Annotated in this window: 24 protein-coding genes; 6 read left to right on the top strand and 18 right to left on the bottom strand. The window is 65.6% G+C overall.

Features of this window, described 5'->3' with window-relative positions; all coding sequences use genetic code 11:
* Positions 1-34: 34 nt before the first annotated feature.
* The 6 genes from CXY80_RS12400 (at position 35) to CXY80_RS12375 (ending at position 5316) form a co-directional block, all read left to right on the top strand.
* Entirely contained in the window at positions 35-1252 is a 1218-nt protein-coding gene (locus CXY80_RS12400; RefSeq protein ID WP_092452893.1) for a M23 family metallopeptidase, read from the top strand.
* 22 nt (positions 1253-1274) lie between these two features.
* Positions 1275-2201 (top strand): hypothetical protein, encoded by a 927-nt coding sequence (locus CXY80_RS12395; RefSeq protein ID WP_104132695.1) that lies wholly within the window; start codon positions 1275-1277, stop codon positions 2199-2201.
* A gap of 223 nt (positions 2202-2424) precedes the next feature.
* Positions 2425-3339: a DUF808 domain-containing protein gene (locus CXY80_RS12390; RefSeq protein WP_092452886.1), complete on the top strand. Its 915-nt coding sequence runs from the start codon at positions 2425-2427 to the stop codon at positions 3337-3339.
* 151 nt (positions 3340-3490) lie between these two features.
* Positions 3491-4585, top strand: coding sequence for an SDR family oxidoreductase (locus CXY80_RS12385; protein ID WP_104132694.1), 1095 nt, complete (start codon positions 3491-3493; stop codon positions 4583-4585).
* Positions 4586-4720: 135 nt separating this feature from the next.
* Positions 4721-5131, top strand: coding sequence for a GAF domain-containing protein (locus CXY80_RS20775; protein ID WP_369828687.1), 411 nt, complete (start codon positions 4721-4723; stop codon positions 5129-5131).
* On the top strand, positions 5128-5316 hold the full coding sequence (locus CXY80_RS12375; protein ID WP_104132692.1) for an ANTAR domain-containing protein: 189 nt from the start codon (positions 5128-5130) through the stop codon (positions 5314-5316). The genes CXY80_RS20775 and CXY80_RS12375 overlap by 4 nt, the downstream gene beginning before the upstream one ends.
* Before the next feature lie 498 nt (positions 5317-5814).
* On the opposite strand, the gene CXY80_RS19745 is transcribed toward CXY80_RS12375, so the two are convergent.
* The 18 genes from CXY80_RS19745 to CXY80_RS12290 all read right to left on the bottom strand — a co-directional run bounded on the left by CXY80_RS19745 (position 5815) and on the right by CXY80_RS12290 (position 24755).
* Complete coding sequence (locus CXY80_RS19745; RefSeq protein ID WP_199182265.1) at positions 5815-7143, bottom strand: hypothetical protein; 1329 nt, start codon at positions 7141-7143, stop codon at positions 5815-5817.
* A gap of 230 nt (positions 7144-7373) precedes the next feature.
* On the bottom strand, positions 7374-8858 hold the full coding sequence (locus tag CXY80_RS19740) for a hypothetical protein (RefSeq protein WP_199182264.1): 1485 nt from the start codon (positions 8856-8858) through the stop codon (positions 7374-7376).
* 213 nt (positions 8859-9071) lie between these two features.
* Positions 9072-10583, bottom strand: a complete 1512-nt coding sequence (der, locus tag CXY80_RS12360; RefSeq protein WP_092452868.1) for a ribosome biogenesis GTPase Der — start codon at positions 10581-10583, stop codon at positions 9072-9074.
* On the bottom strand, positions 10580-11269 hold the full coding sequence (gene cmk, locus CXY80_RS12355; protein WP_092452865.1) for a (d)CMP kinase: 690 nt from the start codon (positions 11267-11269) through the stop codon (positions 10580-10582). The genes der and cmk overlap by 4 nt, the downstream gene beginning before the upstream one ends.
* A 3-nt stretch (positions 11270-11272) precedes the next feature.
* Positions 11273-12355 carry a prephenate dehydrogenase gene (locus tag CXY80_RS12350; RefSeq protein ID WP_092452863.1) on the bottom strand — a complete coding sequence of 361 codons (1083 nt, stop codon included), beginning with the start codon at positions 12353-12355 and terminating at the stop codon, positions 11273-11275.
* A 27-nt stretch (positions 12356-12382) separates the two neighbouring features.
* Positions 12383-13192, bottom strand: coding sequence for a pseudouridine synthase (locus CXY80_RS12345; RefSeq protein WP_092452931.1), 810 nt, complete (start codon positions 13190-13192; stop codon positions 12383-12385).
* A gap of 8 nt (positions 13193-13200) precedes the next feature.
* Positions 13201-13878, bottom strand: coding sequence for an SMC-Scp complex subunit ScpB (locus tag CXY80_RS12340; protein ID WP_092452860.1), 678 nt, complete (start codon positions 13876-13878; stop codon positions 13201-13203).
* Positions 13868-14677: a ScpA family protein gene (locus tag CXY80_RS12335; protein ID WP_092452857.1), complete on the bottom strand. Its 810-nt coding sequence runs from the start codon at positions 14675-14677 to the stop codon at positions 13868-13870. Before CXY80_RS12335 ends, CXY80_RS12340 begins: the two co-directional genes overlap by 11 nt.
* Positions 14661-15548 (bottom strand): ParA family protein, encoded by an 888-nt coding sequence (locus CXY80_RS12330; protein WP_233195351.1) that lies wholly within the window; start codon positions 15546-15548, stop codon positions 14661-14663. The genes CXY80_RS12335 and CXY80_RS12330 overlap by 17 nt, the downstream gene beginning before the upstream one ends.
* A 167-nt stretch (positions 15549-15715) precedes the next feature.
* Entirely contained in the window at positions 15716-16660 is a 945-nt protein-coding gene (locus CXY80_RS12325; RefSeq protein WP_104132691.1) for a site-specific tyrosine recombinase XerD, read from the bottom strand.
* A 2-nt stretch (positions 16661-16662) separates the two neighbouring features.
* Positions 16663-17295: an NUDIX hydrolase gene (locus CXY80_RS12320; protein WP_092452848.1), complete on the bottom strand. Its 633-nt coding sequence runs from the start codon at positions 17293-17295 to the stop codon at positions 16663-16665.
* Positions 17288-18985, bottom strand: a complete 1698-nt coding sequence (locus CXY80_RS12315; protein WP_170851605.1) for a CTP synthase — start codon at positions 18983-18985, stop codon at positions 17288-17290. The genes CXY80_RS12320 and CXY80_RS12315 overlap by 8 nt, the downstream gene beginning before the upstream one ends.
* A gap of 29 nt (positions 18986-19014) precedes the next feature.
* Positions 19015-20736 carry a DNA repair protein RecN gene (recN, locus tag CXY80_RS12310; RefSeq protein ID WP_092452845.1) on the bottom strand — a complete coding sequence of 574 codons (1722 nt, stop codon included), beginning with the start codon at positions 20734-20736 and terminating at the stop codon, positions 19015-19017.
* A 4-nt stretch (positions 20737-20740) separates the two neighbouring features.
* On the bottom strand, positions 20741-21661 hold the full coding sequence (locus tag CXY80_RS12305; RefSeq protein ID WP_104132690.1) for an NAD kinase: 921 nt from the start codon (positions 21659-21661) through the stop codon (positions 20741-20743).
* 4 nt (positions 21662-21665) lie between these two features.
* Entirely contained in the window at positions 21666-22466 is an 801-nt protein-coding gene (locus CXY80_RS12300) for a TlyA family RNA methyltransferase (RefSeq protein ID WP_092452926.1), read from the bottom strand.
* Positions 22467-22570: 104 nt separating this feature from the next.
* The gene (locus CXY80_RS19735; RefSeq protein ID WP_166787561.1) at positions 22571-22720 is read right to left on the bottom strand and encodes a hypothetical protein; all 150 of its coding nucleotides are present in this window, start codon (positions 22718-22720) and stop codon (positions 22571-22573) included.
* A gap of 9 nt (positions 22721-22729) precedes the next feature.
* Entirely contained in the window at positions 22730-23758 is a 1029-nt protein-coding gene (locus tag CXY80_RS12295) for an HAD-IIA family hydrolase (protein WP_092452839.1), read from the bottom strand.
* Positions 23736-24755 (bottom strand): hypothetical protein, encoded by a 1020-nt coding sequence (locus tag CXY80_RS12290; RefSeq protein WP_233195350.1) that lies wholly within the window; start codon positions 24753-24755, stop codon positions 23736-23738. Before CXY80_RS12290 ends, CXY80_RS12295 begins: the two co-directional genes overlap by 23 nt.
* Positions 24756-26285: the final 1530 nt, after the last annotated feature.

The following is a 26285-nucleotide window of genomic DNA, read 5'->3' as shown; positions in this document are numbered from 1 at the left end:
GCGCAGGGCTGGCGCTCGGTTCGCTCTCGTAGCAGTGACGGTTCTGTCGCTCCTTCTGGTCGCGGTGCCGGCCGGCGCAGCCGAGTACCCAAGCTGGTCCGATGTGGAAACCGCACGTTCGTCCGAAGCTGGTAAACAAGCGCAGGTCACGGAGTTGACCGGGCTGATCGCAGGCCTCACCGCCGAAGTGGATGCTGCGCGTGCCGAAGCATCTCGTCGCGCGGCCACCTACGAGGCGGCGCAAAACGCATTCGACGATGCGACCTTGCGAGCAACGAATTTGCGGGACCAGGCCGACGCGGCTTCGGCCGACGCCGCCATTTCGGGCGAACAGGCCGGCCGGCTGGCGGCCATGCTCGCTCGGTCGGGAAACAGCGACCTGTCGTTGTCGCTGTTTTTAGACGGGCCTAGCGCCAGCGACCTTTTGAATCAGCTTGGCTCCATGAGCAAGCTGACCGAGCGGATGAGCGTGGTCTATGAGTCCGCCGCCGCTGATGCAAACTCCGCCAGATCGCTCACGGATCAGGCCCAGGTCGCACAGCAGACGCTCGGCGCGCTAGCCGAGACGGCTGAAACCGCGTTGGCCGACGCGATGGCCGCGAGCATCCGGGTGGAGACGGCACTGGCCGACCAGCAGGAAATTGCCGCAACTCTACAGGCGCAGCTAGCAGTTCTGACCGAGGATCGCGCCGCGACGGAAGCCGACTACGCTGCGGGCGAAGAAATCCGACGGGCAGCCGAAGCTGCCGCCGCGAAAGCGCGCGCCGCCCAGGCTGCTGCGGCCGCCGCTTCGGCGGCCGCAGCAGCGAGCAGGCCTGCGGGCGGCAGCAGCACGCCCAACGGACAGGGCTGGACCTTGCCCGTGTCAGGCTGGATTAGCTCAGCGTATGGGGCTCGACCCAATAAACCGGTGGCGGGAGTCGGTGCGTTCCACTATGGAACCGATATAGCCGCGGGCTGCGGGCAGAATGTGTCGGCCGCATCGGCTGGAACAGTCAGCTACGCCGGCTGGCTGGGCTCCTACGGCAACTGGGTCCTCATCGACCACGGTGACGGAACCCAAACCGGTTATGCGCACAACAGCTCTCTGCTCGTGAGCACCGGGCAACAGGTTTCCGCAGGCGCCACCATCGCTCTCGTGGGAACGACGGGTGCGTCCAATGGTTGTCACGTGCACTTTGAAACACGCGTCAATGGTGCCCGCGTCAATCCACAACCCTTCATGAGCACTCGCGGAGTCACTCTTGGTTAAATTCAACCGATCACAATGCCGAATGCCGGCCCTGTCGGTATCGCTCGTCGGCCTTATCATCCTTACGGGGTGTTCCACTAATAATCTGGATTCGACGCCCAGCACCAACTCGACGGCGAACGCTGTCGAGCACGTGCATGGCCTCGGCGCCGATCCCCTGACCGGAGATACCTACGCGGCCACCCACCAGGGGGTGTGGCTCATCCCGACCGGCATGCTGCCCGACACTTATCTGGCCGGAGCGCCACGAGCCGACACGACCCAGCCGATACAGATCGCCGGCCTTGCACAGGACACGATGGGTTTCACCGTGGCCGCGCCCGGGCAGTTGTTGGCGTCTGGTCACCCAGATCCGAGCGAACCCAGCGACCTGGCGCTCCCCAACCTGGGGCTCATCTCCAGCACGGACGGCGCCTCATCCTGGACGGCCCTGTCGCTGGCGGGCAAGACTGATTTTCACGATCTGGATGCCGTCCCCCTCGACGACGGCACCCTGCGCGTCTACGGGTACGACGCGGGCGCCGGGAACGTTTCTATCAGTGACGACTCCGGCCTCACCTGGACAGCGGGAGCGAACCTTGCACTCCGCGACCTGAGCGCGGATCCGTCTCAGGCCGAACGGCTCTACGCCACGACCGCCGAAGGCGTCCTGCTGAGCACCGACGTGGGTCGCACCTTCAGCGCGATGCCTGGCGCCCCCGTGCTGCTCCTGCTGGACACCGTCGACGCCAACGCAGGCGGAGGATTGGTCGGTCTGGATCCCAGCGGCGCAGTTTGGCGCCTGGACGGCGAGACGTGGACGCAAACCGGAACGACCGGACGTGCCCCCGAAGCGTTCGCCGTCGTCGGCGGCTCCTCGCCCTGGATCCTCGTCGCAGACGTCACCGGCATCGCTGCCAGCGACGACTTCGGGAAAACCTGGACCGCGCTGGTATCGCTGTCCAGTTAGCATGCGCAGCACCATGCGCGTTCGGATCACATTCAACGATTTCAAACGCGAGCACGTGCCGGTTCCACTCGGCCTTGTGCGAAACGGTCACTCCGTCCGGAGCAGCATCCCCATTTTAAGAGCGGATGCCGAATTGCCACGGCTCGCACCCACCTCCCCCACGGTACTCTGGACTTTATTGTCGGCGCCCTTCACTTGGGCGCCCCCAGCCAAGGAGAACCACATGTCGGTCGGCCTGCTTGCCGTCGTCGATGACATACTCACCGCCGCTCTCAAAGCGAGCGCGAAGACTGCCGGTGTCGTCATCGACGACGCAGCCGTCACCCCGCAATATGTTCAGGGGCTATCACCCGCGCGCGAGCTGCACGTCGTCTGGCGCATCGCCCTCGGCAGTCTGTTCAACAAGTTCGTCATCATCATCCCGCTCGCGTTGCTCCTGTCCGCATTCGCGCCCTGGGTGTTGCCCTGGCTGCTCATCCTCGGCGGCACCTACCTGTGCTTCGAGGGCGCGGAGAAAGTCACCGAATGGTTCGGCGCGCATCACGCCATCGACGAGGCCGAATCACGGGATGAGCGCAAACTCATTTTCGGCGCCATTCGCACCGACCTCATCCTCAGCACCGAGATCATGCTGATCGCGCTGGCCAGCCTCGACCCCGATTTCGGCATCTGGATGACGCTCGGCGCGTTGGTGGTGATCGGCCTCGGCATGACCGTGCTCGTCTACGGCGCGGTCGCGCTCTTAGTCAAGATCGACGACATCGGCCTGTCACTGATGAAAAACCCCGCACGGCGAGTGCGACGCACCGGCGCGCGCATCGTGGCCTCCATGCCCGCTGCGTTCCGAATGATCGGAATCATCGGTACGGTCGCAATGCTGTGGGTTGGCGGCCATTTGGTGATCGTCAACCTCGCCGAGACTTTCTGGCACGGCCCCTATGACGTCTTGCACGCCGTCACGAACGCCATCGTAGCTGCCGGCCCCATCGTCGTCTGGGTCACCGACACCGCGATGTCGGCCGTGTTCGGCCTGATCCTTGGCCTGATCATCGTCGGGATCGTGTTCAAAATATCGGGCCTGCTCAAGCGAAACAGACCAGACGTCGTCGCGGAGGAACGCCCAGCGCCGCGTGTCTAGTTGACGCGTCGACGTAGTTGCCTGCCTCACCTCAGAAACGGATGCCCGCCGGCGGCGGTCGTGGCCCCACCTCCGGTCCGGCAACGTCGTCCCCAAACTGGGCTGCCATGGCGTGAGGAATACCTCCCACACCACACGGTTACACAAAATAATGACTATTTCACCCGAGCCCCACACCCGCACCGCCCTCGTCGTCGGGGCTTCCGGCATCACCGGATCCGCCGTCGTCGACCAGTTCTCCGCCCAGGGCTGGCAGGTTCTCGCCCTGGCCCGCCGCAGCGGCCGCGACCTACCCGGGGTGCGCTGGATCCAGGCGGACCTGCGCTCCGCCGCCGACCTGAAGCGCGCACTGGCCGACGAGAACCCCGAACAGGTCTTCTTCGCCGCCTGGTCACGTCAGGACACCGAGGAACTCAACATCGAGGTGAACGCCGGCATGGTGCGGGACCTCCTCGCCGCACTCGCCCACGCGCCGGTGCGCCACGTCGCCCTCGTCACCGGGCTCAAGCACTACCTCGGCCCGTTCGAGGCCTACGGACAGGGCAATATGCCCGACACCCCCTTTCATGAAGACGAACCGCGCCTCAATGTGGCGAACTTCTACTACGCGCAGGAAGACGAGCTGTTCGCGGCATCCGCTCGCCAAGGGTTTACCTGGTCGGTGCACCGCTCGCACACCGTGATCGGCCATGCCGTCGGCAACCTCATGAACATGGGACTCACCCTCGCCGCGCAGGCGTCCCTGTGCAAGCACCTCAGCATTCCCTTTGTGTTTCCCGGCAGCGAGACCCAGTGGAACAGCGTCACCGACATGACCGACGCGACCATCCTCGCCGAGCAGATGGTGTGGGCCGCGACAACGGATGCCGGGGCCAACGAAGCATTCAATGTCGTCAACGGCGATGTCTTTCGCTGGCGCGCAATGTGGCCGAAGATCGCCGCCTACTTTGACGTCATTCCGGAAGGTTTTGTGAACGAGCCGCGTCCCCTCGAGGTGCAGATGGCCGGCATGGAGCCGGTCTGGGCCGACGTCGCCACCGCACACGGCCTCGTCGAGTCCGATCTGGGGCGCATCGCGTCCTGGTGGCACACCGACGCCGACCTCGGCCGCACCATCGAAGTGTTCACCGACATCACCAAGAGCCGCCTCGCAGGCTTCACCCCGCACCACCGCACGATCGACTCCTTCACGTCCCTATTCGACCGCTATCGTGCAGAGAAGCTCATACCTGGCTCCGCAGCCTGATCTCTTGCGGAGAATAGGTCGATCGACTTTCGCGGTCGTTGTGGGCCTTGAAGTCGGAGCCTCCTCCGGTTGGTGCCCCGCACTCTGGTCGTGCAATCTGCCACCAGCGTCTCCCGCGCACTCTGATCGATCAATGTGTGGTGTTGCTCGACGCCACCGCGGCCGGCCTTCTACTGGCTGATTAAAACGGCAACCTGCAGGTCTACCGCTACGAGTGAGGAGAGCCACCTCGTGGGGGTACTCCACCACCAGGCCGGGGCAGGTCCCTGCGTCGACGCGTATCGGTCCGGCGCCGTCATCACGCTGAGCAATATTGCGGCGGACGGATGTCGGTACCCCAATTTTCAGGCGGCACTGTCGCAGGGTTTCCAATCCGTGGATGCCATCCCCCTGCGCTTTCGCCCCAACACCATCGGAGCACTGAATCTGTTTCGAACGCGAATAGGCGCCCTGAGTAGTGAAGACTCCGCAATCGGGCAGGCACTGGCAGACGTCGCGACCATCAGTCTCCTTCACGAACGCTCGGCTCGAAAAATGCCACGGTGAATGCGCAATTGCAGCGTGCACACACCAGCCGGGTTTTCATCGAGCAGGCCAAAGGCGTCATCGCCGCCCGCAACAACATCCATATGGATGAAGCCTTCGAGAGCCTCCGCGAGCACGCCCGGGCGCACCAGGAGCCGATGCACCGGAGTGCCGCAAACGTGATCAACAACGTCGTGATGATCTAGAGGAATCAAGTCCTGAGATCGGCAAGCCGACGCGGGCTTTTCACGTGTCAGTGACGGGCGCTCCTGGGTTCAGCTACTTCGCCAGGAACACGAGCAGCTGCCGGGTCCATTCGTCCTCATGGGCTCGTGGGCGCGTGGGCGCGTGGGCGCGTGGAGCAGGCACGATCACTGGGGGCGCGGGTGCTCGAAGGCTACCCGGTGGATGTGACGGCGAAGGCCACGGTGTCGGCGGCGGAGCTCTACCAAGGGTCACTCTCGCTGTTCGAGGCGGCCGGGTTCGAGGTGGTGTCGCGTTTGTCAGCGAGGCCCGCAGTGGTGCGGCTGGCCTGCGATGAACGGGCGGGACCAGGACCGGGTCCGCCGCGGCGCGGCGCGGCGCCTGACTCGGCGCGCTGGACATGCAAAAAAGCGGGCCCCGCGTGCTGCGCACGTGGGGCCCGCCTGGTTTCCTGCGAGGGAATTCTTGGTGGGAGCTAGCTGGGTGGGGAGTACTGCGGCTTAGGCACCCTTGCGGATGGTGACGGCGGTGCCGTCGGTGAAGAAGTTGCGGGCGTGGTCGATGATGGTCGTGGTCGACGAGACGATACCGCAGTTGAAGTTGTCGGTGTCACGGCCGAACGTGTTGTCCTTGATGACGGTGCCGACCAGGGGGCCGTAGGTCTTCTGGGCGATGTTCACCGTGCAGTGTCCGCCGTCGGCGTAGTTGTTGGTGAAGCTGAAGTTGGAGACCTTTCCGCGGTCCTGCGTGACCTGCACGGCGGCGCTGTAAGCGCCTGTCAGACGGTTGCCGTTGACCTTGATGTTGTTGCCGACCTGAACCTGGATGCCGTCGTCGTGGCTGGGCGTTCCGCCGTGGTTCGGGTCCTGCGCGTAGTGTGCATGGTCGTGGATCCAGGAGTTCTGCACGGTCACGTTGCTGCCGGTGATGTGGATGCCGTCGATCACGTTGTGAATGTTCAGACGGGTCGCGGTGAGGTTATAACCGTAGATCCCGTGGTTATTGTTCGACATGACGGTGGGAAAGATTTCAGTGTCGGTCACGACCAGGTTACTGAAGCCACCCAGGTTGTTGATGAGTACGCCGGGCTTGTCGGCACGACCACGAATGATCGAGTTCTTGATCGTGACGTTGGCGGCGTTGATCTTGACCAGACCGCGAATATCGAGGCCGTTGAGCACGGTACCGGGGACGGTGACGTTGATGTCACCGTTGACGACCTTGAGCACGGTGCCGGCGGGAACACCGGTATTTGTGCCGATCAGCATAGTGCCGGTGGGCACCGCGGTCGGAGCCGGTGCCGGAGTGGGCGCAGGTACCGGGGCAGGTGCCGGAGCCGGGGCGGGAGCCAGGGCGGGAGCCAGGGCGGGTGCCGGAGCCGGGGTCGGTGCAGGAACGACCTTTTTGGTGTAGCCGACGACGGTCATCTCGACCTTGACGTTAGCGTCGCTGCTGGCGACGACAATGGTTCCGTCTGACTTGCTGGTGACCGGAACCGTGTAGGTGCGCTCGGGGCCATCGCCGACCGGAGCGGTGAAGTAGTAGCGCTGCGTGTACTCCGGGCCGACCAGAACCTTGATGTCCGTGCGGGCGGCAGCGGTGGTGTCGAACATGACGTCAACGGAAGCGGCGTCGGCCGGAATGGTACCGAGGTCGCTCGAGACCTTGCTACCGGCCGGCACGGCGACCGTGACGGTGTTGACGGCGGCGCTGGCCGGCACAACGGCGACGCCGCTGAACGCGACGGCGAAGGCGCCGGCCGCGGCAATGAGGGCGAGGCGGCGAGAAGGTCGAGGGGTAGAACGCGAAGCGAAAGCAGTGGAGGACATGGTTCACATTTCGTCTAGTGCACAGAATCGGGAGGTGCGAGTGAGAGGCTGTAGGAGGCCTTGTTGAGCAAGATGAGCATTACCCACAATGGGCAATGCTACAAGCGATCACATCACTTTCTCAGGTTCACCCCCGTTCAGGGGTAGACAATTTGCAAAATTTGGACAGAAAAAAGCGGCCGGACCTGCGTTAACAGGTCCGGCCGCATCCGTTTAAGGATTTTTGAGAATTACCCCTTGGAAATTTTCACCGGGCTGCCGTCGGTGAAGTAGTTACGAGCAAAGTCGATCTTCGTCGAGGTCTGCGCGATGACAGCACAATTATTCAGACTGGTGTCGCGGCCGAACTCGTTGTCGGTGATCGTCGTACCCTGGAGAGGCCCATAGTCCTTCTCGGCGATATTCACGGTGCAGTGCCCGCCGTCAGCGTAGTTGTCCGTGTACGAGAAGTTGGCGACCCGTCCACGGTCCTGCGTGATCTGCACCGCAGCGCTATACGCATCGGTCAGGCGATTGCCGGTGACGCTGATATTATTGCCGACCTGGATTTGGATCGAGTCGTCGTGACTCGGCGTACCGCCGTGATTCGGGTCGTTCCGGTAGTGCAGGTTGTCGTGGATCCAGCTGTCCTTGATCACGACGTTGCTGCCGGTGACGTGGATTCCGTCGATGACATTGTTGATGTTCAACCGGGTAGCAGTGAAGTTGTAGCCGTAGATGCCCATGGCGTCGGGCGACGCGATGGAGGGGCGCAGCTCGGTATCGACAATCACGAGGTTGCTGAAGCCGCCGAGGTTATTGATCAGCGCCCCGATGCCGTTCAATTCGCGACCACGGATGATGGAGTTCTTAATGGTGACGTTCGCGGCCTCAATTTTGACCAGACCACGAATGTCGAGGCCATCGAGCACTGTGCCGGCCTTGGTGACAGTGATGTCATCGTTGTGCACGGTGAGCGCGGTACCGGCAGGAACGCCGGTGTTGGACTTACCGGGCATACCGCCACGCGAAGGGGTGGGCTCGGGAGCCGGCGTCGGCGTCGGAGTGGGAGTCGGCGTCGGAGTCGGCTCGGGAGTCGGAGTCGGCTCGGGGGCCGGGGTGGGCTCGGGAGTCGGCGTGGGCGACGGCTTCGGAGCTGGTGCCAGCACGGGACTGGGCGTTGGCGCGCGACCAGCCTCGCCGCGTTCGAAACCGACGAGGGCGAGATTCAGCGACACCGTCGAGGCGCTACTGCTCGCGGTGATCGTGCCGTCGGTCTTATCCGTCACGGGAACCGTGATGGTGGCCGTAGCGCTCGTGCCGGTCGGAGCGGTGAATGAATAGGTTTGGGTATTCTCGGGGCCGACAGAAATTTCGACCTGGGTGGGCACTCCATCGTTCGATGTGGAGTATTCCACCTCGATGGAGCTCAGGCCGGTAGGTACATTGCCCAATCGGGTGGTGACACTTTCGCCGGCCGGGACAACGATGGACGGGGTCATCGGGTCGGCACCGCTTCGGTCGGAGCCGCTTCGGTCGGAGCCGCTTCGGTCGGAGCCGCCTACTTCGGCGATAGCCGGAACAGCAGCGAGCCCCGAAAGGGCGATCGTCGAGGCGGCAAGTGCCGCCCAAACAGCCAATCGTCGAGCCCGGGGCGAGCTGCTTTCGGCGAGGTGTTGAGGGGCACGGGTTGAGTTGTGGTTGATTTTGGACGTGCGGGCTTCTTTATATGCCATGGGCTCGTTATGTATATTCCGGGTCGCGCACAAGTTCGGTACGTGCAGGTGGTCGGCTGTAGGGAGCCATTAGGGTAAGACTTGAGCTTGGCTCAGAATATCTGAAGACACAAATCGACCCGTAACATTCCAACTTCATAACGATGCCCGCCGGATACGAAAAATGCGGCCGGACCTGCGTAAACAGGCCCGACCGCATCCGTTCAAAAAAAGTTAGCGTTTGCGCTTCTCGCGCACGCGCATGCTGAGGTTGATCGGGCTTCCCTCGAAGCCGTAGATCTCGCGCAGGCGACGCTGAATGTAGCGACGGTAGCCCGGGTCGAGGAATCCGGTGGTGAAGACCACGAACGTCGGCGGACGGCTCGAGGCCTGGGTGCCGAACAGGATGCGCGGCTGCTTGCCGCTGCGCACGGGGTGCGGGTGGGCGGCGGCCAGCTCGGCCAGGAAGGCGTTGAACTTGCCGGTGGCGATGCGGGTGTCCCAGGATTCGAGCGCGAGCTCGAGGGCCGGAACCAGCTTCTCCATGTGGCGACCGGTCTTGGCGGAGATGTTCACGCGCGGCGCCCACGCCACGTGGGCAAGGTCCTGCTCGATTTCACGTTCGAGGTAGCGGCGACGGTCGTCGTCGATCTGGTCCCACTTATTGAAGGCGAGCACGAGCGCACGGCCCGACTCGATCACGAGGTCGATGACGCGCACGTCCTGCTCGCTGATGACCTCGGTCACGTCGAGCAGCACGACGGCGACCTCGGCCTTTTCGAGGGCGGCGCTGGTGCGCAGCGAGGCGTAGAAGTCGGCGCCCTGCGAGAGGTGAACACGGCGGCGGATGCCGGCGGTATCGACGAAGCGCCACACCTTACCGCCGAGTTCAACCTGCTCGTCCACCGGGTCACGGGTTGTGCCGGCAAGCTCGTTGACAACAACGCGCTCCTCCCCCACCACCTTGTTGAGCAGGCTGGACTTTCCGACGTTTGGGCGGCCGAGGATGGCCACGCGGCGCGGGCCGCCGACCTCCTGCTTGGCAACGTTGGAGATTTCGGGCAGAACGAGCAGGATCGCATCGAGCAGGTCGGCAACACCACGACCGTGCAGGGCGGAGACCGGCCAGGGCTGGCCGAGGCCGAGCGACCACAGGCTGGCCGCTTCGGGTTCCTGGCGCACGTCGTCGACCTTGTTGGCAATCAGGAAGACCGGCTTGCCGCTCTTGCGCAGCATGCGCACGACGGCCTCATCGGTCGAGGTCGGGCCCACGTTGGAGTCGACGACGAACATGACGAGGTCGGACAGGTCGATGGCGATCTCGGCCTGAGCGGCGACGGAAGCGTCGATGCCCTTCGCGTCTGGCTCCCAGCCGCCGGTGTCGACGAGGCTGAACTTGCGTTCGTGCCACTCGCCCTTGTAGGCGACCCGGTCTCGCGTGACACCGGGAGTGTCCTCCACAACGGCTTCGCGGCGGCCGAGGATTCGATTTACCAGCGCCGACTTGCCCACGTTCGGGCGGCCGACGATAGCGATCACCGGAACGGCGGGAAGGTACTGGATGGCGTCGGGGTCGTTCGTGACGGCCCGCAGTACGTCGAGGTCTTCCTCGTCGAGGTCGTAGTTGTCGAGGTCCGTGCGCAGCGCGGCGGAACGCCGGGTGGCGAGTTCCTCATCGAGATTGGCGAGTCGTTCCGCCAGCTCGGTATCGAGCGCTGTGCTCGTGTCGTCGTATTCGTTACTCATTCAAAAGTCCGCTTCGTGCGTGTGTGTATGACGTCGATGACCGCTTCAATGGTCTGCTCGAAGTCGAGATGGGTGGAGTCGACGGTTATCACACCGTCTGCTGCGCTCATGAAATCGACAACCTGTGAGTCAGCGCGATCACGCGATCGCAGCTGTTCTGCCACGGTTTCAGCCGACTGGGTCGTTATTTCCGCAGAGCGTCTAGTCATTCTAGCCTCCTCGGATGCCGTGAGTAGAATGCGCACCTCCGCCTCGGGGGCGACGATGGTCGTAATGTCGCGTCCTTCGACCACGACGCCGGGCCGATCCACGTTTGCAGCGAGGCTGCGAAACAACTCGGTGAGAGCACCCCGCACCTCGGGAACGCGGGCGACAGCGCTCACCGCTGCACTGACTTCCGGCGAGCGGATCGCGTCGGTCACGTCGGTCTCCCCCACCGTCACGAAATACTCGTCGGGGTCGGTACCGATCGAGTAGTCGAAGTCTTTCAGGAGCGCGGTGACGGCATCCGCTTGGCTGCTGTCGGTGTTGCGGTCGAGAGCCAGCCAGGCCAGCGCCCGGTAAGCGGCGCCGGTGTCGAGGTAGGCGAAGCCGAGGCGGCGTGCGGCAGCACGGCTCACACTCGACTTGCCGCTGCCGGCCGGTCCGTCGATGGCGACGAGGGTGGGGAGGGCGTGACGTGCCATGCGTTAACCAGCAATCCGCCAGCCGCGGGCGGCCAGCTCTTCGGTGAGGCGAGTGACGGCCTCGGGCAGTACGGAGATTTCGGCTAGGCCGATTTGGGCGCCCGGCGAGTGTTCCAAGCGTAAGTCTTCGAGGTTAACTCCGAGGTCGCCGATGTCGTTGAGCAGGCGGGCGATCTGGCCTGGCTGGTCGTTGACCATGACCACCATCGAGGAGAAACGCCGGTCCTGGCCGTGTTTTCCGGGCAGTCGGGCTACTCCGGCGTTGCCCCCGCCGAGTTCTTCAGCGATCTGACGCTGCGCCCCCGGCTTGGCGGGGTCTTCTAGTGCATCGATGAACCGGTCGAGGTCGTCGCGGTAGGCCAGCAGCACATCGCGCACCGGGCCGGCATTGGCGCCGAGAATCTGCACCCACAAATCGGGGTCGCTCGCTGCGACGCGGGTCACGTCGCGCAGGCCCTGACCGGCGAGGTTCAGCGAGGAGTGCGCGGCACCGGTGAGGCGGCGGGCCATCAGGGTCGAGATGACCTGCGGGACGTGCGAGACCAGGGCGACGCCGAGATCATGTTCCTCGGGCGTCATCTCGACCAAAATAGCGCCGAGGTCGAGGATGAGGTCGTCAATGGCTCCCGCCTGCTGGTAGCTGATCGCGTCGTGTGCGGCAACGACCCAGGGACGGCCGATGAACAGGTCGGCGCGGCCGGAGAGCGGGCCGCCCTTCTCCCGACCGGCCAGCGGATGCGATCCGATGTAGCGGCTGATATCGGCGCCACGCTCGCGCAGCTCGGCCAGTGGGGCAAGCTTGACGCTTGCGACATCCGTCACGATCGCGCCGGGGTACGCCGCGAGTTCGCGGGCGACGATGTCGGCGGTGACGTCGGGCGGCACGCAGACCACGATCAGCTGCGGCTCGTCGTCTGGCTGGGCGGCCCGGCCGGCGCCGTAATCGATCGCGATGCGCAGGTTGGTCGGCGACGCATCGCTAAGAATCGTTTCGATCTTGCGGTTACGCAGGCCGAGGCCGACGCTGGTTCCGAGCAGGCCGACGCCGACGATGCGCACCGGGCCGACGAGGCGGCTTTCAGCCATGGATTTCAGTCCTTAGTTCGCGCGGAGTTAGTTAGCATCAGGGCGCGCGCTCGGCGCCTGGCGGGACACTGTGAGCAGCTGGCCCAGTTCTTCGCGGGTGAGTTCCCGCACGGCGCCCTGCTGCAGGGTGCCGAGGTTCAGCGGCCCGAACTGGCGACGCACCAGATCAACCACGGGGTGACCGACGGCGTCGAGCATCCGTCGTACGATGCGGTTACGGCCGGAGTGCAGGGTCAGCTCGACCATGCTGTAGCCGCCGCCGGGCGGGCTCGTCAGAATGCGGGCCTTGTCAGCGTGAATGGGGCCGTCCTCGAGTTCGATGCCGCTCTGCAGCTGGCCGATGGTCTGCGGCGAGACGCGGCCCTCCACCTTGGCGATGTAGGTCTTGGAGACACCGAAGGAGGGGTGGGCGAGCACGTGGGCGAGGTCGCCGTCATTGGTGAGAATGAGCAGGCCGCTGGTCTGGGCATCGAGCCGGCCCACGTTGAACAGGCGTTCATCGAACTGGTCGGTGAACTCGCGCAGGTCGGGGCGGCCGCTCTCGTCCTGCATCGAGGAGACGACGCCGACCGGCTTGTTGAGCATGAGGTACCGGCGGGTGGTGTCGAGCTGCACGGCCACGTTGTCGACGGCGACCTGGTCGATTTCAGGGTGCACGCGGCGACCGAGCTCGGTGACAACCTTGCCGTTCACCCGCACGCGACCGGAGGTGATGAGATCTTCGGAGACGCGGCGGCTGGCGACGCCGGCCGAGGCCAGTACCTTCTGCAGGCGGACGCCGTCGGCGGCGGCCTCCGGGTTGAAGTTGGGGTCGCGGGGCGTCTGGTCCTGGGGGATGTTGTCGGTCAAAGCAGATCCTCGAATCCGTCGGTTCCGCCGTCAAGCAACGGCGATAGGTGGGGTAACTCGTCGAGCGAGTTGATTCCGAGCTGGGTAAGCAGCAAGTCTGTGGTGGCGTAGTTGATCGCGCCGGTTTCGCTGTCGGTGAATGCCTCGGTGACCAAGCCGCGCCCGAGCAGGGTGCGCACGACGGAGTCGACGTTGACCGCCCGAATGCTCGCAACCTGGCCGCGGCTGATCGGCTGCTTGTAGGCGATCACAGCGAGCGTCTCGAGGGCCGCCTGGCTGAGCCGGCTTGGATTCTGCGTGAGCACGAAGTCGGTCACGAGTACGTCGTGGGTGGCGCGCACGTAGATACGCCAGCCGCCGGCGACCTCGCGCAGCTCAAAGCCGCGACGCACCGTTTGGGTACCGTCGGTGCTGCGCAGGCCGTCGAAATCGGCGACCAGCCGGGCAACGGATGCCGCCACCGCGGCGATGGGCCGCCCGACGGCGGTCGCGAGGTGTACGAGCCCCTGCGGTTCGTCAGCGACCATGAGCACGGCTTCGAGCTGGCGGTCGAGGGAGTGGTCTGCGGCGTTCTGGTCTTGGTCTTTTTCGCTGGCGGCCGGTGAAGCGGATGCTGCAGCATCCGTTTGCGGCGTGCGTGACCGGGTGTCGGTGGTCGGGTTTTCAATTGTCATAGTCGGCCCCGAGCGAGGCGAGGTTTTCGTCGGTCCAGGACTGGGTACTCCAGCGCAGGGTGAGCTCACCGAGGGGCTCGATTTGGTCAAAGGAGACGGCACCATGGCGGTACAGCTCGAGCACCGCGAGAAAGCGGGCGATAATGACGCCCTTCTCGTCGGTGCCGGCGATGAGCGCACGAAACGAGACCGGCTCCCCCGGCTGCAGCATGGCGACGACGTAGGCGGCCTGCTCGCGGATGCTCACGAGCGGCGCGTGCAGGTGGTCGAGGCCCACACTGGGCAGCTCGCGCGGGGCGAGGGCGACGGCTGCCAGCGCGGCGAAGTCGGCGAGGGAGAGCGTCCAGACCAGCTCCGGGGTCTTCTGGCGGTACTTCTCTTCGAGGCGCACCGAGCGCACGTGTCGGCGGGTCTCAATCTCGAGCTGCCCGCTGAACCAGGTCGCGGCCTCCTTGAAGGCGCGGTACTGCAGCAGGCGGGCGAACAGCAGGTCGCGGGCTTCGAGCAGGGCGACGTCTTCGGCGTCGACGAGTTCGCCCTGCGGAAGCAGTCCGGCCACCTTGAGATCCAGCAGTGTCGCGGCGACGACCAGAAATTCGGTGGCCTGGTCGAGTTCTTCCGCCGCGTCAAGGCCGCGCAGGTAGGAGATGAACTCGTCGGTGACTTGGCTGAGCGAGATCTCGGTGATGTCGAGTTCGTGCCGGGTGATCAGCTTCAACAGCAGGTCGAACGGACCCTCGAAAACGCCGAGGGCGACCGAAAACGCGGGCTTCTCGGCCGCGCTAGGCGACTGCGCCACGGTGGATCAATTCGCGGGCCACCTGCAGGTAGGCCTTGGCAGCCGCGTGCTCTGGCGCGAAGTCGGTGATGGGTACCCCGGCCACGCTCGCGTCGGGAAATTTGACGGTGCGGCCGATGACGGTTTCGAGCACGCTGTGACCGAAGGCGTCGACGACTCGCTCGAGTACCTCGCGAGAGTGCAGGGTACGGGAGTCGTACATGGTGGCGAGAATTCCGTCGAGTTCGATCGCCGGGTTGAGGCGGTCGCGCACCTTGTCGATGGTTTCGATAAGCAGGGCGACACCGCGCAGGGCGAAGAATTCGCACTCCAGTGGAATCAGTACGCCGTGGCTCGCGGTGAGCGCGTTCACGGTGAGAATGCCGAGCGACGGCTGGCAGTCGATGAGAATGACGTCATAGTCGCCGGACACCTTGCGCAACACGCGGGACAGAATCTGCTCACGGGCGACCTCGTTGACCAAGTGCACCTCGGCGGCAGAGAGGTCAATGTTGGCCGGGATAACGTCGAGTCCCTCGACCGAGGTCGGCTGGATAGCGTCTTTCGGGTCGACCTTGCCGTTGAGCAGCAGGTCGTAGATGGTGGTGACGTCGTGCGTGGGAACGCCGAGGCCGGCCGAAAGGGCGCCCTGCGGGTCGAAGTCGATCGCGAGCACGCGGCGGCCGTAGCGGGCCAGGGCGGCACCGAGGTTGATGGTCGTCGTGGTCTTGCCGACGCCACCCTTCTGGTTGCACAGGGAGATGATGCGGGCCGGACCGTGGCTTTTCAACGGCTCTGGTTCGGCGAATTCGTGTTTTTCGCGTCCCGTCGGGCCCACCGGTATCTCATCGAAACCGGGAAGCGAAATCCGCTCGCTCAACTTACGCGTCACTGGCCCGCCCTTGATTTGTCCTGCACCCATCACTTGGTCGATTCTAGCGATTAGATCGCCCGGTCTTCGCAAGGATCGCCGCGCACCCCCTGCCACTGCTCGCGAGAGCGCAAAAAGTGCCCATTTGGACTCGCCATACGGGCACTTTTTGCGCTCTCGCGCAATTATCAGCGGGCTCTTGGGTGGGAGAGGGTGTACATGTCGCGGAGGGTGTCTGCTGTCACCAGGGTGTAGATCTGGGTGGTGGCTACCGACGAATGGCCGAGCAGCTCCTGCACGACGCGCACGTCGGCGCCGCCGGCGAGCAGGTGCGTCGCGAAGGAATGCCGCAGGGTGTGCGGGGATACGGGCACGGTCAGTCCGGCGCGTTCGGCAGCCGCGCGAATGATGAGCCAGGCGTTTTGCCGACTCACTCGCTGCCCGCGCAGCCCGAGAAACAGTGCCGGCGTCGACCGCCCGCGCGCCGACAACATCGGCCGTGCCCGAACCAGGTAGTCAGAGACGGCGGCGCGGGCGAAGCTGCCAACCGGAACGATGCGCTGCTTGTCGCCCTTGCCGGTGAGCCGCACCGAGTCGAAGTCTTCGAGGCGCACGTCGTCGACGTTGAGATCGACCACCTCACTCACCCGCGCGCCGGTCGCGTAAAGCAATTCGAGCAGGGCCTTGTCGCGCAGGCGCTGCACATCGTCGCCGTCGGTCGCCGCGAGCAGCGCGGCCACCTGCTCGATCGAGATGGCCTTGGGCAGGCGCAGGACGAGTTTGGGCGGCTTACTGTCGTGCGCGACATCCGTTTCGACCAGGCCCTCACCGAGCAGAAACCGGTGGAATCCACGCACGGTCGAGAGGATGCGCGCGATCGATGCGGCGGTCAGCGGCGACTCCGGACGCAGGCCGAGGTATTGCACAAATGCCGACACGTGGTGCCGGGTGATGGCGCGCAGGTTCGTGATCGGGCGCGCCGGGGCGTCGGCGAGGTCCGCATCGGGCTGGCCGGCCAGCCACGCCGTGTACAGCCCGAGGTCGCGGCGGTAAGCAGCGACGGTGTTCGCGGCGAGACCGCGCTCGACCGCCACGTGCCGCAGATACCCATCTACCGCCGTGGCGATCGTCATGCCTAGGCTGTGACGTGCCGGTTGAGTGGATGCCGCGGCCACGGCAGGTCGGCCGGCGCGAGCGTGCTCCACCCGCGTGACTTGGCCACGTGCGCGGCCAGAATACCCACGATCAGGATCGGGTTCTCGACCCGCCGCGCCAGGACGGCGTCGACGCAGTCGTCGAGGGACACCCAGCGCAACTCGATATCGGCTTCTTCTTCGGTGCGTGCGAAGGCGGGAACCGCCGAGACGCCGCGCGCCAGGTAGACCCGGATGGCTTCATTGCTGCCGCCGGGCGAGGTGTAGAACTCGGTGAGCAGCGCCCAGTCGGAGGCGACGACATCCGCTTCTTCGGCGAGCTCGCGCTGGGCACCGATCAGGGCATGCTCGCCGCTCACGTCGAGCAGCCCGGCTGGCAGCTCCCAGCCGCGGAGGCCGGTCGGGTGCCGGTACTGCTTGATCAGCAATACCCGGTCGTGCTCGTCGAGGGCGAGCACGGCCACCGCGCCGGGGTGGTCGAGGTATTCGCGGGTGATGCTCGCGCCGTTGTACTCGAAGCTGTCGCGGCGCACGTTCCAGATGGCGCCGTCGAAGACGACCTCGCTCGCGGTCACCGTGACCGGAGCCACGTCATCCTGCAGTGGTTCAGGCACTGAGCTCTTCCTTCACCTCGAACAACCGGCTGGCCTGCTGGCGGTCGAGGGCTGCGGCGACCAGCCCGCGAAACAGCGGATGCGCATGGTTCGGCCTGGACCGCAGCTCCGGGTGGGCCTGGGTTCCGACGTAGAACGGGTGCTCGTCGCGCTTGAGCTCGACGTATTCGACCAGGTGGCGGTCCGGACTGGTTCCGGAGAACCACAGGCCGGCCAGGGCGATCTGGTCACGGAAGGCGTTGTTGACCTCGTAGCGGTGACGGTGACGTTCGGACGCCTCGTTCGCGCCGTACAGTTCGGCGACGAGGGACCCCTCGGCGAGCGTTGCCGGGTAGAGGCCGAGGCGCATGGTGCCACCGAGGTCGCCGCCGGCGATGATTTCGACCTGTTCTTCCATGGTCGCGATGACCGGAAACTCTGTTTCCGGGTCGAACTCGCTGGAGGAGGCGCCGGGCAGGTCGGCCTTGTTGCGAGCGTATTCGATGACCATGCACTGCAGGCCGAGGCACAGGCCGAGCACCGGGATGCCGTTTTCGCGGGCGAACTTGAGGGCGCCGAGCTTGCCCTCGATGCCGCGGATGCCGAAGCCGCCGGGCACGCAAATGCCGTCAAGTTCGCCGAGCAGACGCGCGGCTCCCTCGTCGGTTTCGCAATCGTCGGAGCCGATCCAGACGATCTTGACCTTGCTCTGGTTGGCGAATCCGCCGGCTCGCAGCGCCTCGGTGACCGAGAGGTAGGCATCCGGGAGGTCGATGTACTTGCCGACCAGACCGATCGTGACCTCGTGCTTGGGGTGGCGTACGGCTTCGAGCAGGTTCTCCCAGCCGGACCAGTCGACGACGTCGGCCACGAGGCCGAGGGCGTTGACGATGTACTTGTCAAGGCCCTGGTCGTGCAGCATGGTCGGGATCTCGTAAATCGACGCGACGTCGACGGCGTTGACCACGGCGCCTTCGTCAACGTCGCACATGAGCGCAATTTTGCGCTTGTTCGCCTCGGAGACGGGCCGGTCGCTGCGCAGCACGAGGGCGTCCGGCTGAATTCCAATGGAACGCAGTGTCGCGACGGAGTGCTGGGTGGGCTTGGTCTTCTGCTCGCCGGCCGCGCCGAGGAACGGAACGAGCGAGACGTGCACGAAGAAGACGTTGCCGCGGCCGAGTTCGTGGCGCACCTGACGGGCAGCCTCGAGGAACGGCTGGGACTCGATGTCACCAACGGTTCCACCGACCTCGGTGATGATGACATCGGGGCGCACCTCATCGCTCGCCTGCAAGCGCATGCGGCGTTTGATCTCGTCGGTGATGTGCGGAATGACCTGCACGGTGTCGCCGAGGTATTCGCCACGGCGTTCCTTGGCGATCACCTGCGAGTAGATCTGCCCGGTCGTCACGTTGGCCGACTGGCCGAGGTTGATGTCGAGAAAACGTTCGTAGTGCCCGATGTCGAGGTCGGTCTCTGCACCGTCGTCGGTCACGAAGACCTCGCCGTGCTGGAACGGGTTCATTGTTCCCGGGTCGACGTTGAGATACGGGTCAAGCTTCTGCATGACGACCCGCAGGCCGCGTGCCGTGAGTAGGTTTCCGAGGCTGGCCGCCGTCAAGCCCTTACCGAGCGAGGAGACCACACCCCCGGTCACGAAGATGTGCTTGGTTGTGCCGTTTGACCTGCTCGGTCCTGATCTGTCCGCAATTATATTTTCCACCACGGGCTTCAATGCTATCACCTGATTTTTGTCGCTGGCTGGGGCGGGGTGGACTGGGCGAGGTCGAGCAGTTCTCTGGCGTGTTCGAGACCGCTCTTCGAGTCGGGCAGACCCGACAGCAGGCGGGCCATTTCGGCGGCCCGATCCTCGCCGCGCAACTGGCGCACGCTCGAGGCGGTGACGGATCCGTCGCTGTCCTTGACCACGCTGAGGTGGTTCACGGCGAACGCGGCGACCTGGGCGAGGTGGGTGACCACGATCACCTGGGCGGTTTCGGCCAGGCGGGCCAGTCGCCGTCCGATTTCAATCGCGGCGGCGCCGCCGACGCCGGCGTCGATCTCGTCGAAGACGAAGGTGGGCACCGGGTCGGTCGCGTTGATGACGACCTCGATCGCGAGCATGACCCGAGACAGCTCGCCACCGGATGCCCCGCGTGCGAGCGATCGCGGCTCGGCCCCGGCGTGGGGCTGCAGCAGTAGGCGCACGAGGTCGCAGCCGGTGACGGTGAATTCGCCCCCCGGTTCGACCTCCACGTGGAGGACGGCGTCCGGCATTGCCAGTGCGCCGAGCTCGGCGGTGACCAGGGCACCGAGACGCACGGCTGCCGCTGCACGGAGCGCGGTGAGGGCGGTGGCAAGATCGGTGACCAGCAGATGGTCGGCATCCGTTTCAGCGGTGAGGGTTTCGATGCGATCGGAGTCGGAGTCGAGCTCGAGCAGACGGGTGCTGCCAGTATCCAGAAATTCGATGGCCTCGTCGAGGCCGCCGGGGTATTTACGGGCGAGGATGCTCAGTTCGGCGCGGCGTTCCTGCACGATTTCGAGTTCGCGGGCACCGTCGGCGTCGAGGCCGGCGAGGTAGCTGGAGAGTTCGGCGGCGATATCCGCGACGACGAAACCGACGTTGGCGATCGCGGTGACGAGCGGTGGCAGCGCCACATCGTGGGTGGCGACCCGGTCGAGGGCGCGCCGGGCGGTTTCGAGCAGCGCGACAACGTCGGGCAGGTCGTCGGGGTTATCTTCGGCGGAAATGAGCTGGCGGGCCTGTTCCCCGGCCAGGCGCAACTCTTCGAGGTTGCCGAGGCGTTCGGCCCGTTCACCGAGCTCGGCGTCTTCGCCGCGTTGCGGGGCGACCGTTTCAATCTCAGCGATGGCGGCCCGCAGGTCGTCGGCTTCGCGGGAGCGCAAATCCTGTTCGGTGACGAGCCGGTCCAGGTCGGTCTGGTTGGCCTCCCAGCGGTGGAAGGCGAGCTGGTAGTCGGCGAGCACTGCGGAGAGGTCGGGCCCGGCGAAGCGGTCGAGGGCGTCGCGCTGGGCGGCGGCGGAGCGCAGGCGCACCTGGTCGCTTTGGCCGTGCACGACGACGAGGTCGTTGCGCAGGTCGCCAAGTACGCTCGCCGGAGCGCCGCGTCCGCCGACCGTCGCCCGGCTGCGCCCTTCGCTCGAGACGGAGCGTCCGAGAATGAGTTCGGGGCCGTCGAGGTCTCCCCCGGCGTCGCGCACGCGTTCGGCGACGGGACCGCCGGGGTCGATGACCCAGCGGCCCTGCACGAAACTTTGCGGCTGGCCCTGCCGCACGGTGCCGGCATCCGCTCGATCGCCGAGTAGCAAGCCGAGCGCGGTGACCACCATGGTTTTTCCGGCGCCGGTTTCACCGGTGACGGCGGTGAATCCAGGCCCAAGCGGCAGCGTCGCCTCGGCGATGACGCCGAGGTCGCGAATGAACAGCTCGTCGATCATCGGATTACTCGCGGCCGACCGGGCCGCGCCAGCCGGTGACCGGCAGGTTGAATTTGTTGACCAGGCGGTCCGTGAACGGGCCGATGTGCAGGCGGGCCAGGCGCACCGGTACGCTCGAGCGGCGCACGATCACGCGGGCGCCGCTCGGAAGGTCCTGGGTACGGCGGCCATCGGCGCACAGCACGGCGCGGGCTCCGGTGCGGGAGAGCACCTCGACGGCCAGGGACGAATCGGGGCCGACGACGAGCGGCCGGGCGAACAGGGCGTGCGCGCTGAGCGGTACCAGCAGCAGCGCTTCAACGCCTGGCCAGACGATGGGGCCGCCGGCCGAGAACGAGTACGCGGTCGAGCCGGTCGGGGTGGAGAACACGACGCCATCGCAGCCGAACGACGATAGCGGACGGCCGTCAACCTCGACGACAACCTCGATCATGCGTTCGCGGCTGGCCTTTTCGACGGTGACTTCGTTCAGCGCCCAGGTTTCGTGGACAACCTCATTGGTGACCTTGACCCGCACCGACAGGGCGAGTCGTTCTTCGACCTCGTAGTCGCCCTTAAGGGCGCGGCGCACGGCCTCACCGAGGTCGTCCCGCTCGCTCTCGGCGAGAAAACCGACGTGGCCGAGATTGATACCGAGCAGCGGGGCCGAACAACCACGCACGAGTTCGGCCGAACGCAGAATGGTGCCGTCACCGCCGAGCACGATGACCAGCTCGAGGTCGGCGGTTGTCACGGTCTCGCCGAGAATGGCGATGTGCCCGTTGAGCTCCGGGCAGGCGGCGAGCAGGTCGGCGCGTTCGTCGCTGGCCAGCACCGGCACGGCGCCCGCGGCGAGAAGCTGCTTGCAGACCGTCGAGGCGGCTTCAACCGAGTCGAGGCGACCGGTATGGGCAACGATGAGAAAGTACCGCGGAGTGTCGCTCAACTCGTCACGCCCCCACCACGGTTTCGATCCGTTCCATCCATTCTGTCGGATTTGAGCCGGCCGTGGCGCTCATCCAGCACAGATACTCGTGATTTCCGGCCGCCCCGATGATGGGCGAGGCGATCACGCCGCAGGTTTTCAGGCCGAGGTCCCAGCCGGCCCACAGCACGCCGGCGATCGAGTCGCTGCGCAGGCCCTTGTCGTGCACGATGCCCTCCCGAATGCCGCCGCGGCCCACCTCGAACTGCGGCTTGATCAGCAGTACAAAGTCGGCGCCCTCTGCTGCCGTGGCCGCAAGGGCCGGCAGCACGGTCGTGAGGGAGATGAACGACAGGTCGGCCACGACGAGGTCGGGTCGGGTGTCGATTCCGGATGCCCCGGCGAGGGTTTCCGGTGTCGCATAGCGGATATTGTAGCCCTCGACCAGTTTCAGACGCGGCTCGGTCTTCAGTTGCGCTGCCAGCTGCCCATGGCCGACATCGGCCGCGATCACCTGGGCGGCGCCGCGTTCGAGCACCACCTGGCTGAAACCGCCGGTGCTCGCGCCGGCATCGAGCACGGTGCGCCCGGTGACGCTCAGGTTGAACGCGTCGAGGGCGGCGATGAGCTTGTGGGCACCGCGGCTGACGTAGTGGTCGGTCGCGGCCACCTCGAGAACAGCATCCGCTGACACTTTGGTGCTGGCCTTCACGACCGGCAGCCCGTCTACCGTGACGAGGCCGTCGGCGATGAGTTTGGCCGCGACGGTTCGGGAGCGCACCAGCCCTCGGTCCGCGAGGGCGGCGTCGAGGCGGGAGGCTGGCATCCGTTCTGGAACGCTGTCAGTGTCGTTCAACTCGTCGGGAAGGTCGGCGTCATTCTCAGGCACGGGTGCGTCTGGTTCCTGGTCGTTGGGTGTGCTGGTGCCGGTCATGCCTGGCCAGCCTGGTCGGCGTCTTCGAGCCGTTCGCGCAACTGCTCGTGCAGCTCCCCGAACGCCGCGGCGCGCGCCTCGAGCGGCTGGGTCTCGATCTTCGCCAGTTGCCCGGCGAGATCGACCGGTACGGGTTCGGGGCTCACAGCTCTAGGCTACTGCGCGAGATACAGTCGCTCCGGAACGTTGAGCCCGTAAATGGCCCGTCCCGACCGATAGATCGCAGCGCAGGCGGCGCGAAGCAGATTGATTGCGCCGTCACCGTCTTTCAGAATCTGAACGTCATTGCCGTGCACGCGCACGCTGGCCCCGTTGACCGTGGCGGTCGAGCCGTCCTTGGAGAACACGGTCTCCGGGTACGGTTCGTGCAGCTGCTGCAGGTTGTCAAGGATGAATGCTGGCTGCGAATCCTTGTCGGCGGCCAGGGCCTGCTTAGCCCGGTCGATGCCGGTCAGCACGAGCACGGCAGGAATGCCGGCCCGGTTCGCGCCGAGAATGTCGGTATCAAGGCGGTCGCCGATGAAGAGCGCGTTCTGCGCGCCAAACCGCCGAGTAGCTTCCAGAAAGATGGCCGCTTCGGGCTTACCGGCCACGAGTGGCAGCCGCCCGACCGCGGTGTGCACGGCCGAAACCAGCGTGCCGTTACCCGGAGCGATGCCGCGGGCGACCGGAATGGTCCAGTCCGTGTTGGTCGCGATCCACGGAATGCCCGTGCCCACACCGTCGGCGTTGAGCGCGAAGGCCGCTTCGGCGAGGTGCACCCAGCCAACCTCGGGCGAGAAGCCCTGGATCACAGCGGCCGGCTTGTCGTCGGCCGAGCGGGTCACCACAAATCCAGCTTTGATGACCTCGTCGACCAGACCGTCGCCACCGACCACGAGGATGCTCGCGCCGGGTGCGACCTGCTCGGCGAGCAGCCGAACGGCTGCCTGGGGGGAGGTGACGACATCCGTTGCCGCGACGCTCAGCCCAAGCTCGGTGAGGTGGTCGGCGACCGACTGATCGGTGCGCGAAGCGTTATTGGTGATGTAGCCAACGCGAATCGTCTCGGCGGCACGGTTCAGGCTCTCGACGGCGAACGGAATCGCCGCCGGGCCCGCGTACACCACACCGTCCAAGTCGGCCAGCAGAACGTCAACGCCGTCCAGCGGCGTCACCGACTCAGGCTTTCGGCGATGCAGCATTCGGCTCCGTCTCGTCGTCTGCGTCCGTAATTGAAACGGATGCCGCAGCGTCGGTTTCCGCCTCGTTGCCGATCTCAACGTCGGTTTCGGCGGTGTCCGCCGCTTCGTTGACGATGTCGTCGGCGTCGTCGGCGTCGGTAATCGGCGCGGCGACAGCGTTGAGCCCGGCTTCGGCAACGGCACGAGCCGCTTCGCCGGCGGCCACTCTGTCGTCTTCGTCGTCTTCGTCTCCGGCGTCGGCGGCTTCGGCGGCGAGGGCGACGTCGTCGTCCTCTTCCATTTCCTCGATTTCTACGGTCTCGTCATCGTCACCGGAGGCCCCGATGGCAGCGTCGGCGCGGGAGGCCCGCTGGAGCCACTCGTCCGCTTCGTCCTCGCGACCGAGTTCGCTCAGCACCTCAGCGTAGGCGGCGAACAGCTCGGGGCTGTAGGAAAAAGCCGTGTTCGGGTTGAGCTGCGGAATTTCGAGCTCGACCAGCGCGGCATCCGTTTCACCGAGGTCCAGCCGTGCGCCGGACATGGCGATGGCCAGGCCAACCTGCACGGACGGGGACAGCGTGCTGCGATCGACCGAGCGGCCAAGCTCGAGGGCACGGTCGGGGCGGCCGACGCCACGTTCACTGTCGACCATGAGGGGAAGCTGGTCGTTCGAGCCGGAGATGCGACGGTAGGTGCGCAGTTCGCGCAGGGCCAGCGCGAAGTCACCGGTGGCATACGCGGTGATCGCGAGGCTTTCGCGCACAACACCGATACGGCCGGCCCGACGGGCGGCGCTCATCACATGCTGGTGAGCCAGCTGCGGGTTCTCGTCGATGACGCGGGCGGCCATCGCCAGGTGACGGCCGACGGTCTCGGCGTTCTCCTTGGTGAGGGTCTTGAGCTCGTTGCGGGCGATGCGGTCAAGGTCATTGGCCGAAATGTCGTCGGGAAGTTCCGGGTCGTCGTGACGCGGACGCACCGAACGCAGCTCGCGCTGCATGCGCTGCTCTTCGGTCATCTCCTCTTCAACGACGCGGGCATCGCGATCGTTACGGGCCGGAGCGCCGTCGCGGGTCCACAACTTCTTGCCGGCATCGACGCGCGGAGCGCCGGCGCGGTTCGGCGAACCGCCGCGCTGGGTCCACGGCTTGCTGTCGTTGTCGCTTCTCGGCCGGTCGTTGCTGGGCCGGTCAGAGTTACCCCGGTACGGGGGACGCTCACCCTGAGCCGGACGATCGGAGTTACCCCGGTACGGAGCCCGGTCGTTCCCGCCGGAAGGACGCTCCGAATTGCCACGGAAGGGAGGTCGTTCCCCCTGGGCAGGACGATCCGAATTACCCCGATAAGGGGGACGCTCACCCTGAGCCGGACGATCAGAGTTACCCCGGTACGGAGCCCGGTCACCCTGCGCGGGACGGTCAGAGTTACCACGGTAGGGAGGACGCTCACCCTGCGCGGGGCGGTCAGAGTTACCCCGGTACGGAGCCCGGTCGTTCCCGCCGGAAGGACGCTCCGAATTGCCACGGTACGGGGGACGCTCGCCCTGGGCAGGACGGTCGGAGTTACCCCGGTACGGAGCCCGGTCGTTCCCGCCGGAAGGCCGGTCAGAATTGCCACGGTAGGGGGGACGCTCCCCCTGAGCCGGACGATCCGAATTACCCCGATACGGAGGTCGCTCACCCCGGGCAGGACGGTCAGAGTTGCCCCGGTAGGGGGGACGCTCACCCTGCGCGGGACGGTCAGAGTTACCACGGTAGGGAGGACGCTCACCCTGCGCGGGACGGTCAGAGTTACCACGGTAGGGAGGACGCTCACCCTGCGCGGGACGGTCAGAGTTACCACGGTAAGGGGGACGCTCACCCTGCGCGGGACGGTCAGAGTTACCACGGTAAGGAGCACGGTCGTTGCCGCCGTATGCAGGGCGATCGGAATTGCCGCGATAAGGAGGTCGCTCGCCACCCTGCTGCGGGCGGTCGGAGTTACCGCGGTACGGTGGCTTCGCGACATCGCGTCCGCCGGCAGGTCGCCCATTCGAGGGTCGGCCGCTCTGGTTCGAACGACGGTCGTCCTGACCGTTGTTACGGGAATCGCCGTCGCGGGGTCCTGAAGGGCTCACTGTATCTCCTGTGTAATTAGTCCGGCATTTCGACAGACGTACTAAGCCTAATCCCTCACGCAAAATCGCGCTGAGAACCTCACCCAAGTGGATGCGGTTCCAACGTCAATCACGTGTCGGTCATGTGGGTGGGGCGTAGGGATTTTTGCGGGGTGACGAGTTCGAGTGTTTGAGCTGAGGCTCGAGTGTCCCGACGCCCCGCAAGAGTTCATGGTCGCGTCCCAGAAGCCGGCCCCGGTCGTGCCGATGGCGGTCGGGGCATGCTCGACCAACGGATGGGTGAGTGCGAAGCGGGACCGCTTGCGGTGTGGTGTTAACGAGAAACGGCCACCCTGGGCTGGCTCGTTAACGCAAAAAGGCCACCCTTTCGGGTGGCCTTTTTGTTTGTTTCTAAGTTAAGTCCGGCGGTGTCTTACTCTCCCACAGGGTCCC

This window comes from Cryobacterium sp. M91 (assembly GCF_002929615.1).
GTDB lineage: Bacteria > Actinomycetota > Actinomycetes > Actinomycetales > Microbacteriaceae > Cryobacterium > Cryobacterium levicorallinum.
The sequence above is the reverse complement of the archived record's forward strand: the minus strand, read 5'-3'. Positions and strand labels throughout refer to the sequence as shown.